Annotated in this window: 18 protein-coding genes and 1 pseudogene; 8 read left to right on the top strand and 11 right to left on the bottom strand. The window is 57.4% G+C overall.

All coding sequences use genetic code 11. The annotated features are described in order from the left end of the window. Positions 1 to 195: 195 nt before the first annotated feature. The 3 genes from ACM110_RS15555 to ACM110_RS15545 all read right to left on the bottom strand — a co-directional run bounded on the left by ACM110_RS15555 (position 196) and on the right by ACM110_RS15545 (position 2,933). On the bottom strand, positions 196 to 555 hold the full coding sequence (locus ACM110_RS15555; RefSeq protein WP_416128526.1) for a DUF6124 family protein: 360 nt from the start codon (positions 553 to 555) through the stop codon (positions 196 to 198). A gap of 425 nt (positions 556 to 980) precedes the next feature. Continuing rightward, complete coding sequence (locus ACM110_RS15550) at positions 981 to 1,775, bottom strand: transporter (RefSeq protein WP_416128525.1); 795 nt, start codon at positions 1,773 to 1,775, stop codon at positions 981 to 983. Positions 1,776 to 1,826: 51 nt separating this feature from the next. After that, positions 1,827 to 2,933 carry a DUF1254 domain-containing protein gene (locus ACM110_RS15545; protein WP_416128468.1) on the bottom strand — a complete coding sequence of 369 codons (1,107 nt, stop codon included), beginning with the start codon at positions 2,931 to 2,933 and terminating at the stop codon, positions 1,827 to 1,829. 892 nt (positions 2,934 to 3,825) lie between these two features. On the opposite strand from ACM110_RS15545, the gene ACM110_RS15540 reads away from it, so the two are divergent. The 4 genes and pseudogenes from ACM110_RS15540 (at position 3,826) to ACM110_RS15525 (ending at position 7,277) form a co-directional block, all read left to right on the top strand. After that, the gene (locus ACM110_RS15540) at positions 3,826 to 4,776 is read left to right on the top strand and encodes an enoyl-CoA hydratase/isomerase family protein (protein ID WP_416128467.1); all 951 of its coding nucleotides are present in this window, start codon (positions 3,826 to 3,828) and stop codon (positions 4,774 to 4,776) included. Positions 4,777 to 5,117: 341 nt separating this feature from the next. Continuing rightward, complete coding sequence (locus ACM110_RS15535; protein WP_416128466.1) at positions 5,118 to 5,549, top strand: HIT family protein; 432 nt, start codon at positions 5,118 to 5,120, stop codon at positions 5,547 to 5,549. 87 nt (positions 5,550 to 5,636) lie between these two features. Then, positions 5,637 to 6,912 (top strand): annotated as a pseudogene (locus ACM110_RS15530) (flavohemoglobin expression-modulating QEGLA motif protein). A 29-nt stretch (positions 6,913 to 6,941) separates the two neighbouring features. Beyond that, positions 6,942 to 7,277, top strand: a complete 336-nt coding sequence (locus ACM110_RS15525; RefSeq protein WP_416128465.1) for a hypothetical protein — start codon at positions 6,942 to 6,944, stop codon at positions 7,275 to 7,277. A 56-nt stretch (positions 7,278 to 7,333) separates the two neighbouring features. Here ACM110_RS15525 and ACM110_RS15520 read toward each other — a convergent pair whose 3' ends face one another. The 4 genes from ACM110_RS15520 to ACM110_RS15505 all read right to left on the bottom strand — a co-directional run bounded on the left by ACM110_RS15520 (position 7,334) and on the right by ACM110_RS15505 (position 12,922). Then, positions 7,334 to 8,641 carry an amidohydrolase family protein gene (locus tag ACM110_RS15520; RefSeq protein WP_416128464.1) on the bottom strand — a complete coding sequence of 436 codons (1,308 nt, stop codon included), beginning with the start codon at positions 8,639 to 8,641 and terminating at the stop codon, positions 7,334 to 7,336. A gap of 38 nt (positions 8,642 to 8,679) precedes the next feature. Next, positions 8,680 to 9,960, bottom strand: a complete 1,281-nt coding sequence (locus ACM110_RS15515; RefSeq protein ID WP_416128463.1) for an OprD family outer membrane porin — start codon at positions 9,958 to 9,960, stop codon at positions 8,680 to 8,682. Between the two features lie 158 nt (positions 9,961 to 10,118). Next, a complete protein-coding gene (locus tag ACM110_RS15510) occupies positions 10,119 to 10,502 on the bottom strand; it encodes a VOC family protein (RefSeq protein WP_416128462.1) in 384 nt (127 codons plus the stop codon). Between the two features lie 215 nt (positions 10,503 to 10,717). Beyond that, on the bottom strand, positions 10,718 to 12,922 hold the full coding sequence (locus ACM110_RS15505; RefSeq protein WP_416128461.1) for an OsmC domain/YcaO domain-containing protein: 2,205 nt from the start codon (positions 12,920 to 12,922) through the stop codon (positions 10,718 to 10,720). Between the two features lie 134 nt (positions 12,923 to 13,056). Here ACM110_RS15505 and ACM110_RS15500 point away from each other — a divergent pair, with 134 nt between their 5' ends. Beyond that, complete coding sequence (locus tag ACM110_RS15500) at positions 13,057 to 13,728, top strand: class I SAM-dependent methyltransferase (RefSeq protein WP_416128460.1); 672 nt, start codon at positions 13,057 to 13,059, stop codon at positions 13,726 to 13,728. A gap of 3 nt (positions 13,729 to 13,731) precedes the next feature. Here ACM110_RS15500 and ACM110_RS15495 read toward each other — a convergent pair whose 3' ends face one another. After that, positions 13,732 to 14,280, bottom strand: a complete 549-nt coding sequence (locus ACM110_RS15495) for a cytochrome b (protein ID WP_416128459.1) — start codon at positions 14,278 to 14,280, stop codon at positions 13,732 to 13,734. A 296-nt stretch (positions 14,281 to 14,576) separates the two neighbouring features. Here ACM110_RS15495 and ACM110_RS15490 point away from each other — a divergent pair, with 296 nt between their 5' ends. After that, a complete protein-coding gene (locus tag ACM110_RS15490; protein ID WP_416128524.1) occupies positions 14,577 to 15,518 on the top strand; it encodes a helix-turn-helix transcriptional regulator in 942 nt (313 codons plus the stop codon). A 291-nt stretch (positions 15,519 to 15,809) separates the two neighbouring features. Here the strand turns inward: ACM110_RS15490 and ACM110_RS15485 are convergent, their stop codons facing one another. Further along, complete coding sequence (locus tag ACM110_RS15485; RefSeq protein WP_416128458.1) at positions 15,810 to 17,729, bottom strand: tyrosine-protein phosphatase; 1,920 nt, start codon at positions 17,727 to 17,729, stop codon at positions 15,810 to 15,812. 194 nt (positions 17,730 to 17,923) lie between these two features. On the opposite strand from ACM110_RS15485, the gene ACM110_RS15480 reads away from it, so the two are divergent. Further along, positions 17,924 to 18,799 carry a serine hydrolase domain-containing protein gene (locus ACM110_RS15480; protein ID WP_416128457.1) on the top strand — a complete coding sequence of 292 codons (876 nt, stop codon included), beginning with the start codon at positions 17,924 to 17,926 and terminating at the stop codon, positions 18,797 to 18,799. Positions 18,800 to 18,812: 13 nt separating this feature from the next. On the opposite strand, the gene ACM110_RS15475 is transcribed toward ACM110_RS15480, so the two are convergent. Next, positions 18,813 to 19,205, bottom strand: a complete 393-nt coding sequence (locus ACM110_RS15475) for a GFA family protein (RefSeq protein WP_416128456.1) — start codon at positions 19,203 to 19,205, stop codon at positions 18,813 to 18,815. Between the two features lie 212 nt (positions 19,206 to 19,417). Here ACM110_RS15475 and ACM110_RS15470 point away from each other — a divergent pair, with 212 nt between their 5' ends. Next, positions 19,418 to 19,636, top strand: coding sequence for a DUF4287 domain-containing protein (locus tag ACM110_RS15470; protein ID WP_338586192.1), 219 nt, complete (start codon positions 19,418 to 19,420; stop codon positions 19,634 to 19,636). Between the two features lie 48 nt (positions 19,637 to 19,684). On the opposite strand, the gene ACM110_RS15465 is transcribed toward ACM110_RS15470, so the two are convergent. Then, positions 19,685 to 20,599, bottom strand: coding sequence for a LysR substrate-binding domain-containing protein (locus ACM110_RS15465; RefSeq protein WP_416128455.1), 915 nt, complete (start codon positions 20,597 to 20,599; stop codon positions 19,685 to 19,687). Positions 20,600 to 20,735 lie beyond the last annotated feature (136 nt).

Below are 20,735 nucleotides of genomic sequence, written 5' to 3'. Positions count from 1 at the left end.
TTGCGGGTCTTAGCCTTGGCAGGCTTGCTTTTACGCGGGGTCATGTCCACTCCCTCGCCCAATGAAACCGACTCGCCTGGGCACGCGGAAACAAACGGGTTACCGAAGTCGTTACAAGCGTAGCAGCTCTGATTTGAAGTGGATGACGATGCGCAGCGGCCTCATTGTCGGGCCGCTGTGCAATTCACTGCTCGGCTACTCGGGCGGATCGATCTGATCCAGCACCCGATTCGCCGTGATCTCCGCCAGCATCACGCTGTTGGAAATCCCCAGCAGCGCATTGCGCGATTCCCCGTCGAGGTGATCGACCAACTGATGGACCATCACATCGACTGAGGCCAGGGTCTCGACTAAATAAACGGCCAGGGTTTCGAGCGTCACCTCAGGGTCGACGGTGAAGAGGGTGCTGACGGTGCGCGGTGTGGCTTTGATGTCGGCGGTTGAGGGGAAGTGAAAGTCGAGGGCGCGTTCGGCGGCTTCGTTGAGTTTTTTGGAGTCGGGTTCGTACGGGGATGCCGGATCGGTTGCCGGCGGGTTTGGAGTGACTTTGAACATAGTTGCTTTACTCACTTGGTAAGGCCGCAACCATTTCGCTACTAAACGAAGGGTGGCAGCTGTGCGCAAGTTAGTAGACCGGGAAAGCAACAAACCGGCGCGTCCGAGGACGCCATGCGCACAGCTACCATTAAGGGCAGGTGGGACACCTGACCAAAAGACGCTTGTGCAACCGTTGTTGTTTCTCCGGGCTACTAAACCCGATCACTGATGGGCAGTGACGCGAACCAAGTTACCGATGGCCCTCAAGGCGCACAAGCCGGCGGATTCTGGCGTACGCGTAGGCAATGGCGCAAGGTCTTGTAGCTTGCATGAAGTTTCCTTCGGCGCTTTTAAACACGCGCTGTGTGGCGATGTTGAATAAGCAGGCGTAGGCTTTGGTTACAGGCGGAATAGGCCAAAAGCAGACGCTTGAGCGAGTTGGCTCAGCGCGGAAATAACAGGGTCACGGCAAAACGAAAACCCCAGCCTTGTGGACCATCGTCAGGACTGTCGAGCCAGTAACGCGGTCCCGCTTGGACCGTCAATGGCTGGCCGCCGATTTTCAGCAGTTGCGTAACGGTCAGATTGACCGGTACCGACCATTCGCGTGATTGCCAGTTGTAGGTCGATTCAGTGTTCACACCCCACGTGGTCAGAGTGCTGGTGGTGTAGGAAAGGAAGGGTTGCAGGAAGGTCTGGTTGACCTTCTCCTTGTCATCCGGCGGACTACCATCCAGCCCCCAGATGTGATTGGCCAGAATACCGTGAGTCCAGCCATTTTCCTGTTTCAGGGCGACTGCTGTCGGGCCGATCCCCCACTGCTCGCTGCCCAGCAGTTCATCACTGCCCGTGGGAATTAAAATTGCCGGACCGCCCCCGAGTATCCAGCCACTGTCCGTGGGTTGCTTGGGAGAGAAGAAAAAGCTCTGAGTGATATCGCCGACACCGGACTTGTCCGCCGCCCCGTTCGGCGCCAGGCCGTGCTGATCAATGACTGGGAGGATCGTTCGGGAAATCACGTTCCAGTCATCATTGAGGGTGAACGGCAGCACAGGTTGAATATTGGTGACGCTGTGCATGCCGTCACCGGTTGGCCCCATTTTTTGATCCCAGTTGTACTGCACCGGCAGGCTGTACATGGCCGCGACCGGGTTGAGCGCTTTCTTGGCCAGCTCCGCTGAGTCCTCAGCTTGAACACCTGGCAAGAACCAAAGAGTGACGAGCAGTGCCGTCCCCATGCTCCAGCAAAGCTTGTAATTCCTCATACTTCGTCACCCTTGGCTCAATGATCAATGAGTGACAGGTTTAGGTTCAGGCAATTTGTACTCGTTGTTCTGAACGGACTTGTCGGGCATGTACACCCGGAACGCCAACGTCCAGTTGTCTGTCGGTGCGATCAGCAAATTTTGAGCATCCTTACCGCAGCTTTGTGGATTGCCAAAGTGCAGGGTGAACGTCTTTGCATCCTTGTCGGGCACGATCTCGTGGTTCGAAAGACTGGAGCCTTCCTCTGTGTGCAAATACAGATCGTCGCCGTACATCGTCATGGAATAGAAGCCTAACTGTGGATTGGTCATGCCCGGTACTGGATAAGTCGCGGCGTAGCAGGTGTCTTTCTTGACCTTGTATGATTTGAAGGAGTACCAGGCGTGCTGGTCGGGCAATAGTCCGGTAGCCACGGCAGCCCCCACATTGATGTCATCTTGAGAGATAGCGCCGCGAGCCCCCATGGTTTTGCTTACGCCACGGGTATCGGCAAGCTTCACGTAATGCGCTTTGATTTGCTTGAGCTGCTCCTGATTCCAATCAATAGCCTTGAAGGCTTTCGGTGTGTAACCGGACGGAAAACTAACCTTGTACTCATCTTGGATGGCATTGGCCTTGGCAACATCTGCAGGGTCATTCGGATTCACTTGAGTACGGATATTGACCACGACGAAGTTGGTGACGGTCTTGGGATCGATAACGTATTCACCGCCGCCGTAATAGACGTTGTCTGTGACATGATCATGCTGCATGAGGTGAACCGAGGTGTAACGTCCGTCGCCTTTGGGTACATGGATGGTGGCACCGTGCGACGCATCAATAATGGCGAATGAATACAGAGTATCGCGATTCATTAATACGGCTGGCTGCTTATCGAGCTCCATCGGTTTACGGTGATTGTAAAATTTGTTGGTCGCTCCGAGCTTCACTTCATTCTGCATGGATTCATCAAGCACGGCGAAAGCGAAGTTTTCTTGGGTTACAGCAACGTTCTTTTCGTTGACCAGCGACGACTCAAGTTTTCGGGCCGCGTCCAGGCTGAGTAGGGGCGTTTTTTCGTTGGCCTGCGCAACATGAATACTCGTTGCCAGTAAGCTCAACAGGAAAGCAGTGGGTGCCAGTACATTCATCGAAAATCGCTCCGTGCAAAAACTCAGACTCAACATTGATCCAGCAGCGCCGCTGGCTAATCAAAGTCAAAACTCCCATCCAACAGGAAAAGCCCCATTGCTCGGGAAAGCAATTGGAAAGCGTAGGCAACTGTTACCAATACGCAATTTTTGGTTGGCTTTTGACATTCGATAGACAGCATTGGGTCGATCACTGCCGGTCGCGATAGGCAGAAATCGACCCTAAGCGGACGCTTACCAAGGAATGCTTTGTGCCGCTCTTTGCCGATCACGGCGAGCGCAAGTTGGACGCTGCTGCCCTTAACAACCAAAGCAACTGCCGCTCATACAGAATTGCACCGCTTTTTTGGGCGGGTCTATTTAGGTATGCAGGGGCAGTAAAACCGGGCGTTTCGTACGTTAACTATCTCGGCTTAATGCCCTAAACCGCGAGCATTGGTACAGACGAGCATGGCCCATCCAAAGGCGTGCACCAGAGCACTTTCCCTCTTGGTCTCCGTTCATATGCACTGCATAGCCGCCTCGCTTTGAAGACCAAATGCGGCCTGTCGAGCAAGCTCCGTGAACCGCACTACACTCGTAGACACACACATCATAGGCAGCTTTCTATGAATTGCGGCAGCAGCACTGAGCAGAACAGCTGCGCTTAGGCAATTCCCCCAATCGCCACTTCGGATTTGATAGCCCATCCCTTCTCAAGCTTCAGCTTATTAGTTACACCATGTATTAACTGATATTTAAAATCGTCCGTTTATCTTCATGATAATCATAAATATAGTGACCCCATCCAAAACGGTACTGCTAATTCGAGCATCAACTGGTGCTCGTGGTCCTGAGCAAAATTCAGGTCAATTCATCGTTGTTCATTCCATAAAATTGGAGTTCCACCATTATGAAATCACGACGTATCGTAAGCGCCACTCTCGCCTTCACTATGCTGCTGGGCGGCACCACCATGGCTGGTCAGGCCCTTGCCGCCGACACTGCCAGCCCCCCCAAATCCGCCAGTTCCTCCCCCAACCAGTTTCTCATTGATAAGGTCAGCCCCGAATACTGGCGAGTACAGATCAACAATCCGCCTTTCAACATATATGGCCCGGATTCTACCTTTCAGTTCGAGAAGGTGATTAGCGCCATCGAAAGCGACCCCAACCTCAAGGTGGTGGTTTTTGAAAGCAAGGTGCCTGGTTTTTTCCTGACCCACTACGACTTCGCGGAGCCCCTGGAGCGGACCCTGGAAATGCCCAACGGGAAGACCGGCCTGCCGCCCCTTCCGGACATGTTGGTACGCCTGAGTAAGTCCCCAGTGGTTTCCATCGCGATGATCAACGGCCGCGCCTCCGGCGTGGGCAGCGAACTGGCCCTGGCCAGCGATATGCGTTTTGCCAGCGACAAGGCAGTGCTGTCCCAATTTGAAATTGGCGCCGGCTTTGTCCCAGGCGGAGGCCCAATGGCGCGCCTGCCACGCCTTATCGGCCGAGGCCGTGCATTAGAGGTCCTGCTAAGCGGTAACGACATCGATGGCAAACTGGCCGAGCGTTATGGTTACGTAAACCGCAGCTTTCCCGAAAACGAGCTGAACGGCTTCGTCGATGCTCTGGCCCGCCGCATCGCCACTTTCGACAAGCAATCTCTGGGCGAGATCAAGGAACTGGTGAATTTAGCTTCCCTCCCTTCAAACGAAGACATCGGGAAGGAATGGCCCGCTTTTCTCAACTCTGTTCGACGCCCTGCCGCCCAACACCATATCGGCCGCCTTATGGAACTAGGCTTGCAACAGAAAGCTGACGTGGAAATTAATCTGCCCAAGTATACCGGCCAGGTCAGTGCCGAGAAAAACTAAGGCGCAGAAGACCGCAACCTTGCGGATTTTACCGGGGCTGGGCCAAGCTTAGCCCTTTATCGACTTCCGCCGGACATGTCCACCAGCCTCGCTGGTCAAATCCGATGCAAATGATTGGTCACGCCGAATGCAAATGGATGGGCAAATCTGTGCAATTATTTAACTTCGATGCTAGGTCCGGATCGTGGCGAGCATGATGATGCACGGTCGAGGGCGAGTTATCGAGTCGCGTTGAGTGGCAGCTAATGGCCGATTTCTGCCTGTCGCCACCATCAGCTCTTGGTCGTTCTCTACCAGTCATGACCACAAAAAGCACCCCACACCATCATTAAGGAAAATGAATGCCACTCATCTCACAACGCGTAGAACTGGCCCGCAACGGCGCCAACGACAAAGTCATCTGCCGAATGCCCTCCGGTTGGGCGGTAATGGGTGATGTGCAATTCCTGCCGGGTTACTGCCTGTTGCTGCCCGACCCGGTCGTTGCCAGCCTGAACGATCTGGATGCCGAGGCCCGAGCCACCTACCTGCTCGACATGGCCCGGATCGGCGACGCGGTTTTACAAGCGACCGGCGCCCTGCGCATGAACTATGAAATTCTGGGCAATACTGAGCCGGAACTGCACTGCCACATCTTTCCCCGCTATGCCTCCGAGCCTGAGCAAAATCGCAAGATGCCCGTCTGGTTTTACGACTGGAAAACTGCAATCGCTTACTCAGAGGAAACCCACGGGGATCTGCGTAAAAAAATCGCTGTTTTGCTGAATGGCTAAAGCGGATCAGCTCGAGTGACCTGAAGCAGGTCCGCTTGGCGACGTCTAAGCTCTTGCGATTGAACCTTGTCCACCAAGGAGCTTTCCATGAGCGCCTCGCTGTCCGAACTCGATGCCGCCCTGCCCGGTTTGACCCGCAAGATCCGCGTGCTGGATGCCTTGTCCTGGCCGGATGGCATCGAGGAAGACTTCCTGGCGAAATGGCGCGGTGGGCGTGCGGAGTTGCCAAAAGTCGAGCTTCGCTCCCGCGACCACAGTGCCGATATCGCCGCCCTGGAGGACTTTGTCGAGCGCTGCGATCCGGGCCATCCGGCCAGTAACTATCTGGCCATGACCGCTCGCAGCTATGCCACCGCCGGACGCATGCTCGGGGGCCATTGGTACGCCTGCGTTTACTCAATATTCATCCGCGTTGTACCGGCGCCCGGACTTCTATTACACCAACCAGAAACTGAGCATGCTGGACGCGGCGCATTTCTTTCTCAAGATCACCGACGCCCTGCTGGGTGGTGCGCAGATTCCTCCGACCCAGGCCGATATTCCGGCCGAAGCCTTCGCCGACTGGATACGACCGGAACTGGACCGGTTCTTCGGCGCGGGGCGGATCACGGTGATACTCGATTCGACCCTCGCCGCCAAAGCCATCGCCGGAGCGAGTCGTATCCGCCTGCGGGCCAGCGCGTTGTTCTCGGAACTGGACAAGAATCAGTTGTTGCAGCATGAGGCTTTCGTGCATGTCGCCACTGCACAGAACGGTGCGCTGCAACCCAACCTCAAAAGTCTCGGTTTGGGAGCGCCCCGTACAACCCAGACTCAGGAAGGCATTGCCACGCTGGCCGAGTTGTTCACCGGCAGCATGGACATCAACCGGCTGCGGCGCCTCGCCTTGCGTGTGCTGGCGGTCCAGCAAGCCCTGGATGGCGCCGACTTCATCCAGGTGTTCGAAGGTTTTCTGGCGGGCGGACAGTCGCAAGAAGAGTCCTTCCGCTCGACCCAACGGGTGTTCCGGGGTGCCGATCTGCGGGGCGGATCGGCGTTTACCAAGGATGCCGCTTACCTGACCGGATTGCTCGGCGTGCATACCTTGTTGCGCATTGCGATCCGAGATAACCGGCCGGACCTGGTCGGCCATTTGTTTGCCGGGCGCCTCAGCCTGGGTGACACGGTACGCCTGGCGCCACTGTTCGAATCCGGCTGGCTCCAGGGCCCGACTTACGTTCCCGCCTGGGCCTCTGACCTGCGCCTGCTCGCCGCCAACCTGGCCTTCTCTGCCTTCATCGCCCGGATCAATCTGGATGCGCTCGACCTGCAGGTGTTCATGGCCTTTGCAGAGGAGCATGAAAGCGATGCCAGCGCCCAATAATTGCACTTCACAAACAACGGTGACCGGACATGAACGATAAAAAAGACCTCATCAGCCTCGATGAAGACATCTGTGTTCATGTGTTTACCGCGTCAGCCGCGATGGTGGGCGTGTGCATTACGGTGATCGGGATCTTTCAGGTCGTTTCAACGTTGAGAAGTGCAGACTCGATGGGCGATGACTTTCTTGCGGTGAACGCCATCCTGTATTTGATCACGACCATGCTTTCGTACTGGTCGTTGCGCACCAGAAAGATGGCCCGCAATCATTTCCTGGAAAAGTTGATCGACATTCTTTTTCTTACTGCGCTGACTTGCACGACCGGGATCGCAGCCTTTATCACGTGGGCGATTACCTTCAAATAGAGTTTTGACGGAAGTCCGGGCTTGAGCCCGGTCTTCCGCCACAACCGACCTGTTTTTTACAGACCCGGCAACACATCCGCCGGCACGATTGCCCCGCCCTTCATCACCACGGGAAGGGTTTCAAGCACTGAAATGTCAGCAATCGGATCACCGTCGACGGCGATCAAATCGGCGAAGCGACCCGCACTCACGGCGCCTACGTCCGCCTGCCAATTGAGCAGGTCAGCCGCCACGACGGTCGCGGATTGAATCGCCTGCATGGGCGTCATGCCGTACTTCACCATGTACGCGAACTGTTTTGCGTTGGTGCCAATCGGATAAACCCCAGCGTCGGTGCCATAGGCAATTTTCACCCCGGCCTTGACCGCTTTGCGAAACGCCTGGCGCTGTACGTCGGTGGTTTCGGTGTTCTTGCGCAAGTAACTTTCGGGCCAGTTTTCCTTGCGGCCGACTTCATCGATGTAGTCGCCGTTGTAGATATCCATCACCAAATAGGTGCCGTTGTCCTTCGCCATCTTGATGCCTTCATCGTCCAGAAGCGACGCATGCTCAACGGACCTGACACCTGCGCGAATGGCGGCTTTGATCCCTTCTGCACCATGTGCGTGGACCGTGGCATAGCTTTTATGAACCTTGGCTTCCTGGACGACGGCGCGCATTTCTTCTTCGGTCATTTCCATTTGGCCGGGTTCGGTGCCTTCGGCCAGTACCGAGCCGGTGCCCATCATCTTGATGGTGTCTACGCCGTGCTGGAACAGGTAGCGGGTCTTGAGTTTGGCGTCATTGGCATCGCGGTAAACACCCACGCGCATATCGGCCGGAATCTCCACACCCGGCGCAAATCCCGTCACCTCGCCGCCACCGCCGGCAACGGTGATGTACGCACCCACGACGTTCATCCGCGGTCCCAGCACGCGGTTTTCGTTGATCGCATCACGCAGCGCGACGTCGGTGAACGCTCGATAGGTGCCCAGGTCGTGCACCGTGGTAAAACCCGCGCGCAAAGTTTGATAGGCATGTTTGGCGCCCATCAGCGCGACGTCTTGCGGCGAATGCAGGAGCGGTTCCGCCACGTTGTTGGTCATGTCCCAATCGGAGATATGCGTGTGCATGTCGATCAACCCCGGCAACACGGTCTTTGATGACCAATCAATCACTTTGCTGTCGGCCGGCGGCGCACTCCACGGTTCCACGGCAACGATGCGTTCACCCTCGATCTTGATGCGTTGATCGCTCAGCACCTTGCCTTTCTCGACATCCACCAGACGTCCCGCATGGACATACACCGTATCGGCGTGCGCGGACAACGCCATGCAAGAAAGTGTGACCGCCAAGGCGATGCACTTGACCGGAAAGTTCTTCATGTGAAACCTCTTGTTTTTATTGGATTGGGATGTGCACATCAAAAAAGATCGAACGGGTATTCGGTAATTATTCGAAGTTGCTTAACGCTGTCCCCGGTAAATGATTGGTCGGCATAGCGCACGCGTACCGACAGGTTCTTCAGGGCGCCGCTTTCCACGACGGTCTTCAGGTCGATGTCTCGCTCGATCTGTTTGTCCGAATGGGCGAAGTAGGCGTACAGGCCTTCCGGATCGACTTTTTCATTATCGATATCGAACCCGTAGACATAACGAAAACTGAGCGTTGTATGTAAGTAGCCTGTACTGCCAAAGTCATACGCATAACCGAGGCCTACCGACTGCTCACCCGGCCCGTTGAAGTCGCCATATTGCGAAGAGTTGGCCAGGTAGATGGAGTCCATGTAAGTGCCATCTGATGCCATCAGGTAATCAAACGGCTGGCTGCCATGGATTTTTTGATAAGACAGCGTGAAGGTGTGTGGACCGATTCCGTATGAGGGCGCCAACGACCAGGCCGTGACGTTTATCGAACCAGCATTGGCATTCCCTTCATCGAGTGAGCGATACAGATTGAAGTCGAAACTCAGCGATTGATCCTCCGTGAGCGCGAAACTGTAATTCGCATTCACGTAGTACTGGCGCCATAGATCCTCTGCACGCGAGGCATAAAATGCGACGCTGCCCTCATCCACAGGCTGATACGTCAAACCGGCGTAGTCCACGTTGCCGGCGTCTACCCCGGCGTACCCGGCCATGAAACCACCATCGTGACCGGTGCTTGTGTAGCCCCTGGATGAATAGAAGTGCCCGACATCAATGCTGACTTTGTCAATGTCATCACTTAACAACTGAATGCCTCTTGTGGTCATCGGCATCAGGCGCAAGTCAGGCGTTGCGAAGACCGGATTGTAGGGACGCAGGTCGCCATATTTGAGAATCGTATTCGACCATTTCATCTTCACCGAGGCATTGGCGGTAGACGATTCCGATCTTTCCCCATCGCCATCGGCGGGAAACATGCCCGTGCCCACGGTGCCGCGCCCACCATCCAGCTTGTAAGCGGTATAGGCACTTACATCGATGCCGAAACCGATTTCGCCTTGGGTGAAGCCGGACTTGTAGTCCATCAGGAAACCCTGCCCCCACCCGATTGAATCCGGATAGTCGGACAGTGAATTGCGATTGAAATACATGTTGCGTGCAAGGATCGTCGCGGCCCCACCCTCGACAAAACCTTCCTGGTTTTCGTCAGCCTGCGCTTGCAGTGAACTTGCGGACATTGAAAAAACGAACAGGCCAAACAGTGAGCGCTTCTTCATTAAAGGCCTCAAGGCTTTGATTGTTATTATTTTATGAAAACGCGGGTACGACGTATTTTTCAGATCCCGAAGACTGAAAATGTATTGGCGTTACTTGGGAATTTTGTGAGCAAGAAGTTGATGAGGCCGGCCCGTTCAAGGCTGGCCTCCTGACAGCCTTAATCCGCGTTGAAGCAATAGGCGGCCAGTTTGTTGCCGTCCAGATCGCGGGCATATGCGGCATAGGCGTTCGGTGCCCAGCCACGCGGCCCGGGCAGACCTTCACACGTACCGCCAGCGGCCAACGCTGCGGCGTGAAAAGCGTCGATGGCGGCACGCGTCGGCGCCTCGAAACTGACGGTCACACCATTGCCAACGCTGGCGGGTGCCCCGTCAGCCGGTTTCAGAACGAAGAAGGCCGGTGCGTCCTCGCCCCAGATAGAACCGTTTTCGCCGAGATCCGCCAGACGTTTATGGCCAATTTCGCCCAGTACGTTGTCGTAGAAGTTGCGGGCTTTGCTCAAGTCATTGGTGCCGACGGTAACGTGGGTAAACACACTCATTTAATGGCTCTCTTTTGTAAGAACGAGGTGAGTTGGTGTTGCTGTTTCACCTAAGAATGTGCCCCGGACATTTGAAAGAACAGTGATGTATCTGCATTAATCCTATGTGAGGAGCGCATAGAAACTTCAGCCGCCCTATAAAACAAAACGCCCGATGCAATGCATCGGGCGTCAGGGTGAAACGAATGTAAAACGGGTTCAGGACCCGACAGCTATCAACTGGACAAGGCAGCCACTTTGGCCCGCGCCGCGTGCAGCTTTTTGTAGCTGTCGATCAAACGCAGATGACGATCGAGCCCTTCCAGCTTCATGCTCGTCGGCGTCAGGCCATGGAAGCGCACGCTGCCGTTCACCGAGCCGATCGCTGCGTCGACCCGCTCGCTGCCGAACATCCGGCGGAAATTGGCCTCGTAGTCTTCCAGCTCCAGGTCTTCGTCCAGTTCCATCTCCAGCACCGCATTCACAGCCTGGTAGAACAAGCCGCGCTCAACCGTGTTGTCGTTGTACTGCAGGAACATTTCCACCGCTTCTTTCGCCTCTTCGAATTGCTGCAAGGCGAGATAGATCAGCAGTTTCAATTCCAGGATCGTCAACTGACCCCAAGCGGTGTTGTCGTCAAATTCGATGCCGATCAACGTGGTGATGTCGGTGTAGTCGTCCAGCTCACTTTCGACCAGACGCTCCACCAGACTCTTCAGTTCGGCTTCGTCCAGGCTATGCAGATTCAGGATGTCGGCGCGGAAGAACAACGCCTTGTTTGTGTTATCCCAGATCAGATCGTCGACCGGATAGATCTCCGAATAATCCGGCACGAGGATGCGGCAGGCCGTTGCGCCGATGTGTTCATACACCGCCATGTAGGCTTCTTTGCCCATGCCTTCGAGAATGCCGAACAGCGTCGCGGCTTCCTCGGTGTTGGAGTTTTCACCCTCGCCGGAGAAGTCCCACTCGACAAATTCGTAATCCGACTTGGCACTGAAGAAGCGCCACGACACCACGCCGCTGGAGTCGATGAAGTGCTCGACGAAGTTATTCGGCTCGGTCACCGCGTGGCCTTCAAAAGTAGGCTGCGGCAGATCGTTCAGGCCTTCGAAGCTGCGGCCCTGCAGCAACTCGGTGAGGCTGCGTTCCAGTGCCACTTCAAGACTTGGGTGCGCGCCGAACGAGGCGAACACACCGCCGGTACGCGGGTTCATCAGGGTGACGCACATCACCGGGAATTCGCCGCCAAGCGACGCATCCTTCACCAGCACCGGGAAGCCCTGCTCTTCCAGCGCCTGAATGCCGGCCAGAATCCCCGGGTACTTCGCCAGCACCTCGGTCGGTACATCCGGCAGGGCAAATTCGCCTTCGATGATTTCGCGCTTGACCGCGCGTTCGAAAATTTCCGACAGACACTGCACCTGCGCTTCGGCCAGCGTATTGCCGGCACTCATGCCGTTGCTGAGGTACAGGTTTTCGATCAGGTTGGACGGGAAGTACACTACCTCGCCATCCGACTGGCGCACAAACGGCAGCGAAACAATGCCGCGCTCTTCATTGCCGGAGTTGGTGTCGTACAGATGCGAGCCGCGCAACTCGCCGTCGCGGTTGTAAATTTTCAGGCAGTATTCATCGAGAATCTCGGCAGGCAGCGCATCTTTAGGGCCCGGCTGGAACCAGCGCTCGTTCGGGTAATGCACGAACGCTGCATTGGCGAGTTCTTCACCCCAGAACTGATCGTTGTAGAAGAAGTTGCAATTCAATCGCTCGATGAATTCGCCCAGCGCCGAGGCCAGCGCGCCTTCCTTGGTTGCACCCTTGCCGTTGGTAAAACACATCGGCGAGTGCGCATCGCGGATATGCAGCGACCACACGTTGGGCACGATATTGCGCCACGAAGCGATTTCAATCTTCATGCCCAGGCCGGCCAGAATGCCCGACATGTTGGCGATGGTTTGCTCCAGCGGCAGGTCCTTGCCGGCGATATAGGTGCCCGCCTCTGACATGGAAGCAGGCATCAGCAACGCCTGGGCATCGGCGTCAAGGTTTTCCACCTCTTCGATCACGAACTCAGGCCCGGCCTGCACCACCTTTTTCACCGTGCAGCGGTCGATGGAACGCAAGATGCCCTGGCGGTCCTTGTCGGAGATATCCGCCGGCAACTCGACCTGAATCTTGAAAATCTGGTTGTAGCGGTTTTCCGGGTCGACGATGTTGTTCTGCGACAGGCGGATATTTTCGGTGGGAATATTGCGGGTCTGGCAGTACAACTTCACAAAGTAAGCCGCACACAACGCCGACGAAGCCAGGAAGTAGTCGAACGGACCCGGTGCCGAACCATCGCCCTTGTAGCGAATCGGTTGGTCGGCCACCACCGTGAAGTCGTCGAACTTGGCTTCAAGTCGAAGGTTGTCGAGAAAATTGACCTTGATTTCCATGCGGGATTACCAGAATAACGAGCTAAACGAATGGCGGCCATTATCCGGCTTTTCAGCCGCAAGTCTTGTGCTTTTCGGCAATGCTGACCAACCGGTCCTATCCTTTCCTGTAACCACCCGCGCAGGACATCGACATGCCGACCCTCGAATCCACCCTCCTGCAAAGCTGGCATCACAACGCCCACAACTGGATCGAAGCCGTGCGCAGCGGCAGCATCGAAAGCCGCCGCCAGGTCACCGACCAGGCTGTCCTGCTGGCGGTGCTGAGTCGTCAGCCCGAGCGCGTGCTCGACCTGGGTTGCGGCGAAGGTTGGCTATTGCGTGCACTCGCCGACCGGGGCATTCATGTGGTGGGTGTGGATGGCGATGCGACGCTGGTCGAGGCGGCAGAGACGACAGGCACTTCGCCGGTGCATCTGGCGAGTTATGAACAGTTGGTGGAGGCGAAAGTGGACATCGGCCGCGATTACGACGTGATCTGCGCCAACTTCGCCCTGTTGCACCAGGACATCATCCCCCTGCTTGCCGCCATGCATGCCCTGCTCGTCCCCGGCGGCGCGCTGGTGATCCAGACGCTGCATCCGTGGGCCGCAGCAGCCGGCGATTATCAGGATGGCTGGAGGGAAGAGACCTTCGCCGGGTTCAAGGGCCGGTGGCAGCCGATGCCGTGGTATTTGCGCACCTTGTCCAGTTGGTTCACTGCGCTGGACATGGCCGGTTTTCAGCTAGCTAGCCTGCGGGAGCCGCAGCACCCGCAAAGCCCGCTGCCGCAGTCGTTGCTGTTGGTGGCCGAGCGACGCAGCTAAGTATCAGTTGCCGCGCTCCGGCAGCATGCCCTTGAGTACGTCGTCCTTTTCAACGAAGTGATGCTTGAGCGCAACCAGCATATGACCGCCGATCAGGGCGCCACACATCCAGGCTGTATAGGTGTGAATCGCCTTGGCCAGGTCGTACAGGCTCTGATCGGGATCGACCAACGGCGGCAGTGCGAACAACGCCGCCACCATGATTGGTTTATCCGCGACCGAACTCCAATACCAGCCCGACAGCGGCAAGCCGATCAACGCCACGGCGTAAAGCAGCAGGTGCCCGACATACGCGCCGCGCTTCATCATGGGGCTCATCGAATCCGGTAGCGCCGGCGTCGGATGACTCAACCGCCAGGCAACACGCGCGACGATGAGAAACAGCAGCGTGCTGGCCATGGCCTTGTGCAGGAAAGTCAGTTCATGGTGAGCATTGAATTCATCGCGCCAATGCGTCGCCACAATCCCGATGACCCAGGCCGCCACCCAGATCAGCGCCATGCCCCAATGCAGCCATTTTGCGGTGCCGGTGTAGCTTCCTTCCTTCGCCATCGCGAACTGCCTCTGAGCATTGATAGTGGCGAAATTATCGTGGCGTTGCGTCATCAAAAAAACAGCGAATTGTTGGTTAATCAGATCGAGTTATTCGATGGGACTTAGCGAATTCAATCGGAAACATTCAGAAATTAATGATGAGTCGACTTGTGGGTGAGGCGTATGCCGGTGTTCCGCCATGCGTCACCAACCTGTCATTCACACCTGATAACGTATTGGCGCATCCCTTCAAGGTGACACTTCCGGTGTACTCAAGCACGACCCGCAAACAGATCATCCTCAGGTCCGACGACATGAGCAGCGACGACTTTGGCGCGCTGTTCTGCAAGATGTTCGGCAACCTTTACGCCGACACACCGCCGCTGCCGAGCAGCATCATCATCGGCGGCGTCTACGGCAGGCATGAAGGCGTGAGTTTTCGCCGCATGTATTACCGTGGCAACTTCAGCGTTGACTTTCCGGTCCCGCTGGACGAAATCACCTTCGTCATTCCTACCGCCGGCAAGATCATTTTCAATCACGCCACTGAGACGGTCGGTTTTACCCAGGTTGGCCTGGCGATCGACAAGGCCGACGTTCGCTCGATGCGTTTCAGCGATGATCATGCGCACTACGGCGTGTCGATCAGGCGAGCGCTGTTCACCGAGCGACTCTCGACGCTGCTGGGCAGGCCGATCCTCGACAAGTTGCGTTTCGAACCGATGGTGGACCTGAACGCCGCAGGCTTCCAGGGCATCAAGGCCTTGGTGGAATTGGCCACGGGAAGCGAATTCGACTTGCTGATGAATACGGGCTCGCTGATGCCTTCGCGCCTTCAGGAAATGCTGGTCGATGCGGTTCTGGAATCTTGGCCGCACAACTTCACGCAAGCGCTCAAACACCCTGCCCCGCAAGTCGCGCCACGGCATGTGAAGCTGGCTGTCGAATACATTCAGGAACATCCCGACAATTTGGTCAGCGGTACTGATCTGGCACGGCTAAGCAATGTCAGCCTGCGCGCGTTGCAGGATGGTTTTCAACGGTTCATGGGGACGTCGATCGTTGCCTACCAGCGGCAGGTTCGCTTGGAACGTGCCTACGCCGAACTGGCCCAAGGTGCCGCACCTTCGGTCACCGACGTTGCCCTGCAATACGGCTTCAGCAACGTCGGCAGGTTTTGCCAGTATTTCCAGAACGCCTACGGCGTCAGCCCGGCTGAGGTGAGAAAGAGTTTGCGAATGCGATATCCAGGCTGATTGTTACCAGCAGCTGGGAGCGAGGCCCTCCGCACATCTCGTGTTCGCCGCAAAACCCTGTGGGAGCGAGCTTGCTCGCGAATGCGTCGGCACATCCAACACCCATGGCGACTGACACGCCGCCATCGCGAGCAGGCTCGCTCCTACAGTGGATTTGGCCATCCGCAAATCCAGTGTTCGCCGCAAAACCCTGTGGGAGTGAGCCTGCTCGCGATGAGGTCAGCACATCCAACACCCATGGCGACTGACACACCGCCATCGCGAGCAGGCTCGCTCCTACAGAGGTCCCCGTCAAAACAGATAACTGGCCTTTAGGCTGCCATAGCTTCCGTGGCTGTCGCCTCCGCCGCTGGCGCCGACTTCGGCTCCCACACTTAGTGCGCCGAGGTTAGCCATGAGATTGATGCCGCCGATGAACTGATCCCGATTATCGAAGGCTGCACGCTGTTCGATATCCAAACCCAGCAGATGCCCTTGGCTATCAACCTCGTGATCACCCAGCACATGTTCGTAACCCACCTGAACACCCGGCACCAGTTGCCAGGCGCCCATGTCGATCGGGGCGAACGACGCATTGAGATTGGCCACGGCACTGCGGCGGGTTTCCTGGATGCCGTCGACGTCGAGGGCCAGTTCGCTGCCTTTCTCCTGGAAACCCGAGAGGTCCAGGTGGCTGACGCGCACGCCGAGGCTTGGTTCGAGGGTCACGCCGCTGACCGGCACACGGTAGCCCAGCGCCACAGTCAAACCGGTGAGGTTGCCATGGCTGTCGCCCTTGGCCGTGCCGAGGCCGCCACCGAGGTCGCGTTTACTGTCGTAGTCGACCCACCCGGCGCTGGCGTCTGCATCGATAAACAGCCCGCGCTCCAGGCCGTCCGGCGCAAAGCGTGCGCCAGCGGTGAAGAACGTCAGGTCGGTGTCCGCTTCACCACCCGCCCCGCCAACACTGCCCTTGCTATAGCCGAAGCCGCCGTATGCGCTGAGTTGTTCGGAAAAGCGCTGGGTCAAGCCCACCATCAACCCTTGGCTGTGTTCGTTGCTGCTCTGCGCATGGGAAGAACCGTCGGTGCCGAGATAGCCCGCCAGGGCCGTACTCCACAAACGATATTGGCCGACCTTGAGGTCCGTGCCGCTGCTGAACGGCGCTGCGGCTTGACCGATCAGCGCACTCTGGCGCAGCAGGTAGCTGGCGGCGTCGGCGTGCACCTGACCGCCGACGGTGGACTCGACGCCGCCGAGCGTCCCGGCATCGATCGCCGATTGCAGGTAGTAGTTGTAGTCGCTGTAGGTGCCCGACAGGCTGGAGTTCTGCAACTGTTGCAACAGTTGCGCACCGGCGGCAGCGTTGCCGACAAAGCCTGGCTGACCGGGCAGGCTGTTGTATTCGACCATCTTGCCGCGCAGCACATAAATGGTTTGCTGGGACAGACCCAAACCTTGCTTGAGGTAGTTGTCCATGCTGCCGTATTGCGCGGTCACCTGGTCCAGGCCGGCCTGCAAGTAACTGGCGTCCACGCCGAGCAGCGGCGCATAGATGGCCGCCATGCTCGGTGGCATTGCCGCCAGGGTCGCCGCCATCCGCGCGGCAGTGTAGTCGTTGGTCGCCAGGTAGTTGCTCATGATCGTGGCACTGTCGACCCCGGCGATGCTCAGCAGCACGGCGGCGGTCCAGCCGGTGCGATCCTTACCGGCGGTGCAATGGAACAACGCGGCACCGTCGACCCCGGCCAGTTCGTTGAACAGTCTGTTGAACTGGCTGCGCATCCCCGCATCCTTGACGAACGCGCGGTTGGTCTCTTGCATCATGGCGAAGGCTTGCGCGGCACTGGTGAACGAGATACTCGTGATGTTCGAGCCGGAGGTGGTGGCGCCGATGATGTCGATGTTGCTGTAGGTCGCGCCGGTCAGCAGCGTGTCAGGTGTGGCGGCGATCTCGCTCGGGGTCCGCAGGTCGTAGACCGCCTTGATGCCGAGACCGTTGAGGATGGTCAGATCCGCTGCGGTCGGGGTCACCGCATTGGAGCGGTAGAACACCCCGGCGCGCACCGTGCCGTCATTGGCCGTGGAGTACGCGGTGGTGGTGCCGGCGAGATCGCGGAAGTTGTCCATGCCTTTCAGGCGCGGGGTGTTGAGTGGAACAGACTCGGCGGCATGCGCGGCCGCGATGGACAGGCTTAAAACAGACAGCGAACACAGAAGACGTTGAAACACGATGCAGCCTCATTGATAAAGCGTTGGGCTGACTAATATCTGTGGCGAAGTGAGACTGAATGTTACAAATTCCCGCGAGCAGGAAATCTGTGCGCGATCTGTCCGGATGGTTCGTTTTCTGTCCGTGGAGTGGCGCGTTCTCGGAGTCGAATGGGCTATCCTGCCGACTTGTCCCCCCACTCCCAAGGCCATTCATGCTGATTTCACTTATATCGAACGGCCAGTCGCTGACGCCCGATGAACCGCCGATCATGGTCCCTTGGTGGAGCTTCACCAAAACAGTCCTGGCCGCGACCGCGCTGACACTGGTGCGCGATGGTCGAATCGGACTGGACGACCCACTCCCCGATCAACCTTTCACCTTGCGCCAACTGCTGCGGCATGAGGCGGGGCTCGCCGATTATGGCGAGCTGGCGCCCTACCACGCCGCTGTCGCCAACCATGAATCTGCCTGGTCGGCGGATGAAATGATGCAACGTCTGGAAGGCACCCGGCTTCGCTACAGTCCCGGAACGGGTTGGGGCTACTCGAATGTCGGCTACATGCTTATCGCCAGGCTGATTGAACTGGTCACGGAGCTGACGATTGAACAGGCCGTCACTCAACGAGCGTTGACACCCTTGGGCCTGTCGAATGTTCGCTTTGCTACGTCCCGCGCGGATTTAGCCGAGACCTGCCCGAACTACGACCCCGCGTGGGTCTATCACGGTTTGCTGATCGGCCCCGTTTCACAGGCGGCGCTGTTTCTTGATCGATTGCTCGCCGGGCATCTCCTGTCCGCGCCATTGCTTGAGCAAATGCAAACGGTGCGGATCTTGGGCGGTCCGATTGCCGGTCGCCCTTGGGTTGTCGCGGGTTATGGACTGGGTGTGATGCAGGGCGAAATCGAGGGCGGTTTGACTTCTTGCGGGCACACCGGCGGCGGGCCCGGTAGCGTCATCGCGGTTTACCGTTGCTCCGATGGCGAAACCTCGGCGTGTTGCGCGGTGTTTCAGCAAGGCGCAGAGCAAGGCGTTGTCGAAGCGCAGTGCGTGCGGCAGTTGATGCAAGCGCTACGACAAGCTGTTTGAGCTACTGCGTGCCCTACTCCTCAACGCGCCCGGTTCCCTCACGATCATGCTCGTAGTGTCTGGCGAGGGGAAACGCCGGTAGCCACGATTCGCGACGCACGGTCCAGCTTTCGTAGGTGGGTTTGAGTTGATCCGGGGCATCCAGCGAACCCAGGTTCACTTCGATTTCATCGTCACTGCGGGCAAACACCGACGAACCGCAGCGGGGACAGAAAAAGCGCCCGCCGTAGTCGCGTGTTTCACCCTCGATCTTCACGGCATCCTGAGGAAATATCGCCGAGGCGTAAAAAAGCGCCCCATGATGTTTGCGGCAGTCGAGGCAGTGGCAGAGCCCGACTCGATAGGGACGTCCCGAGGCCACGATACGAACATTGCCGCACAGGCAACCGCCGGTGAATCGGTCCATGCTGCATCTCCACTACAAGCAAGCGTTGGTGCATGTAAAAGTAGCAGCTCAATCATCATCGAACCGACCACTGATCCTCATCTCGACTTCCGCGATCTGCGCGCGAATCAGATATTTCGCCTGGCAGGTTGTCTTCACTGTTTTTTCTAGACGGCTTGAAAAAACCGGCTAAGGTCGTGGCTGACGTTCCTCAAACTTGCGGAGTTTGCACCGTGACCGAAGATACAAAAACCAAAGGACCGGCTTCGTACTTTCCTTCCATCGAAAAGAAGTACGGGCAACCCATCAACCACTGGCTCGATCTGCTTAAAACAGCCAGCGACAAGAAGCACATGGAAATGGTGGCCTGGCTCAAGACCGAACACGGTATGGGGCATGGCCATGCCAATGCTTTGGTTGCCTACCATTTGGCCGCCAGCAAAAGCGCTTGACCCTCCAGCGTCACTGACGATGGCGTCGGCCAAAACTGGCGCCTTCGTTCAAACTTCCGTTTTCCCCGCCAACTCAGCAGCTGTTTCAATCAGCAACTGTCGCAACCACTGGTGGGCCGGATCGTTGCGATAACGAACGTGCCAGGCGATTTCCACCGGGAAGGTGCCCAGGTCGACAGGCGCTGCCACCACCTTGAATCGCGGGTCCTGGGCAATCTGGTTGCAGATGAGTCGAGGCAGCGTCGCGCAGTAATCGGTGACGGCGATGATTTCCGGCACCGCCAGGAAATGCGTGACTGAAATGGCCAGCTCGCGACGCAAACCCTGACGTTCCAGCACCTGGAACAGTCCGACTTTCATTCGCCCCGGCGGCAGCACGTTGACATGCCGCAACTGCTCGTATTGCTCGCGCGACATCGTGTCTTCGATATCGGGATGGTCGGCACGCACGACGCACGCGAGGCCGTCGTCCATCAAATGCTGAATGATCAAATTGTCCGGCGGATCGATGATGCGTCCGAGCGCCATGTCGGTCGTGCCCGAAATCACCCCGGTTTCGGCCAGGTCATTGCCGAACGGCGTGAGCGACACTTTGACCCCGGGTGCCTGCAATCGCAGCTGGGCGATGATGCTCGGCATCAGCACGATCTCGACGAAGCTGTTCGGCGCAATGTTGAACTGCCGGTTTGAAGTCGCTGGATCAAATTGCTGCCGCCCGATGATCACTTCATCCAGCCGGGCCAGGGTCTCGGCGATGACCGGCGCGATCTCTTCGGCGAACTGTGTGGGTTTGATGCCGTAGCGCTCACGGATGAACAGCGGATCCTTGAGCGTGTCGCGCAGCCGGTTCAGCCCGTTCGACAACGCCGGCTGGGTGATGCCCAGGCGCGCGGCGGCCCGGGTAACGCTGCGCTCTTCCATGAGCGCCCTGAAAACCGGCAGGAGATTGAGGTCGTATCGCATGACTCATAATGCTCTGTGAATATCTAGAATCAGATAAGTAAATTTCTCGAATATCTGGGCGTGAAGCAAAGTTAGCCCATCCAAAGGGATCCGCCAAATCCCACGGAATGCTCGCTCAAGGCATCCAGTTCATTCG

This window comes from Pseudomonas sp. NFX98 (genome assembly GCF_047784845.1).
Lineage (GTDB): Bacteria > Pseudomonadota > Gammaproteobacteria > Pseudomonadales > Pseudomonadaceae > Aquipseudomonas.
The sequence above is the reverse complement of the archived record's forward strand: the minus strand, read 5'-3'. Positions and strand labels throughout refer to the sequence as shown.

What these genes read in the sequence shown, in the direction of transcription:
- ACM110_RS15555 (WP_416128526.1), bottom strand. Translation starts at nt 555, where the DNA reads ATGTTCAAAGTCACTCCAAACCCGCCGGCAACCGATCCGGCATCCCCG.
- ACM110_RS15550 (WP_416128525.1), bottom strand. Translation starts at nt 1,775, where the DNA reads ATGGGGACGGCACTGCTCGTCACTCTTTGGTTCTTGCCAGGTGTTCAA.
- ACM110_RS15545 (WP_416128468.1), bottom strand. Translation starts at nt 2,933, where the DNA reads ATGAATGTACTGGCACCCACTGCTTTCCTGTTGAGCTTACTGGCAACG.
- ACM110_RS15540 (WP_416128467.1), top strand. Translation starts at nt 3,826, where the DNA reads ATGAAATCACGACGTATCGTAAGCGCCACTCTCGCCTTCACTATGCTG.
- ACM110_RS15535 (WP_416128466.1), top strand. Translation starts at nt 5,118, where the DNA reads ATGCCACTCATCTCACAACGCGTAGAACTGGCCCGCAACGGCGCCAAC.
- ACM110_RS15525 (WP_416128465.1), top strand. Translation starts at nt 6,942, where the DNA reads ATGAACGATAAAAAAGACCTCATCAGCCTCGATGAAGACATCTGTGTT.
- ACM110_RS15520 (WP_416128464.1), bottom strand. Translation starts at nt 8,641, where the DNA reads ATGAAGAACTTTCCGGTCAAGTGCATCGCCTTGGCGGTCACACTTTCT.
- ACM110_RS15515 (WP_416128463.1), bottom strand. Translation starts at nt 9,960, where the DNA reads ATGAAGAAGCGCTCACTGTTTGGCCTGTTCGTTTTTTCAATGTCCGCA.
- ACM110_RS15510 (WP_416128462.1), bottom strand. Translation starts at nt 10,502, where the DNA reads ATGAGTGTGTTTACCCACGTTACCGTCGGCACCAATGACTTGAGCAAA.
- ACM110_RS15505 (WP_416128461.1), bottom strand. Translation starts at nt 12,922, where the DNA reads ATGGAAATCAAGGTCAATTTTCTCGACAACCTTCGACTTGAAGCCAAG.
- ACM110_RS15500 (WP_416128460.1), top strand. Translation starts at nt 13,057, where the DNA reads ATGCCGACCCTCGAATCCACCCTCCTGCAAAGCTGGCATCACAACGCC.
- ACM110_RS15495 (WP_416128459.1), bottom strand. Translation starts at nt 14,280, where the DNA reads ATGGCGAAGGAAGGAAGCTACACCGGCACCGCAAAATGGCTGCATTGG.
- ACM110_RS15490 (WP_416128524.1), top strand. Translation starts at nt 14,577, where the DNA reads ATGAGCAGCGACGACTTTGGCGCGCTGTTCTGCAAGATGTTCGGCAAC.
- ACM110_RS15480 (WP_416128457.1), top strand. Translation starts at nt 17,924, where the DNA reads ATGCTGATTTCACTTATATCGAACGGCCAGTCGCTGACGCCCGATGAA.
- ACM110_RS15475 (WP_416128456.1), bottom strand. Translation starts at nt 19,205, where the DNA reads ATGGACCGATTCACCGGCGGTTGCCTGTGCGGCAATGTTCGTATCGTG.
- ACM110_RS15465 (WP_416128455.1), bottom strand. Translation starts at nt 20,599, where the DNA reads ATGCGATACGACCTCAATCTCCTGCCGGTTTTCAGGGCGCTCATGGAA.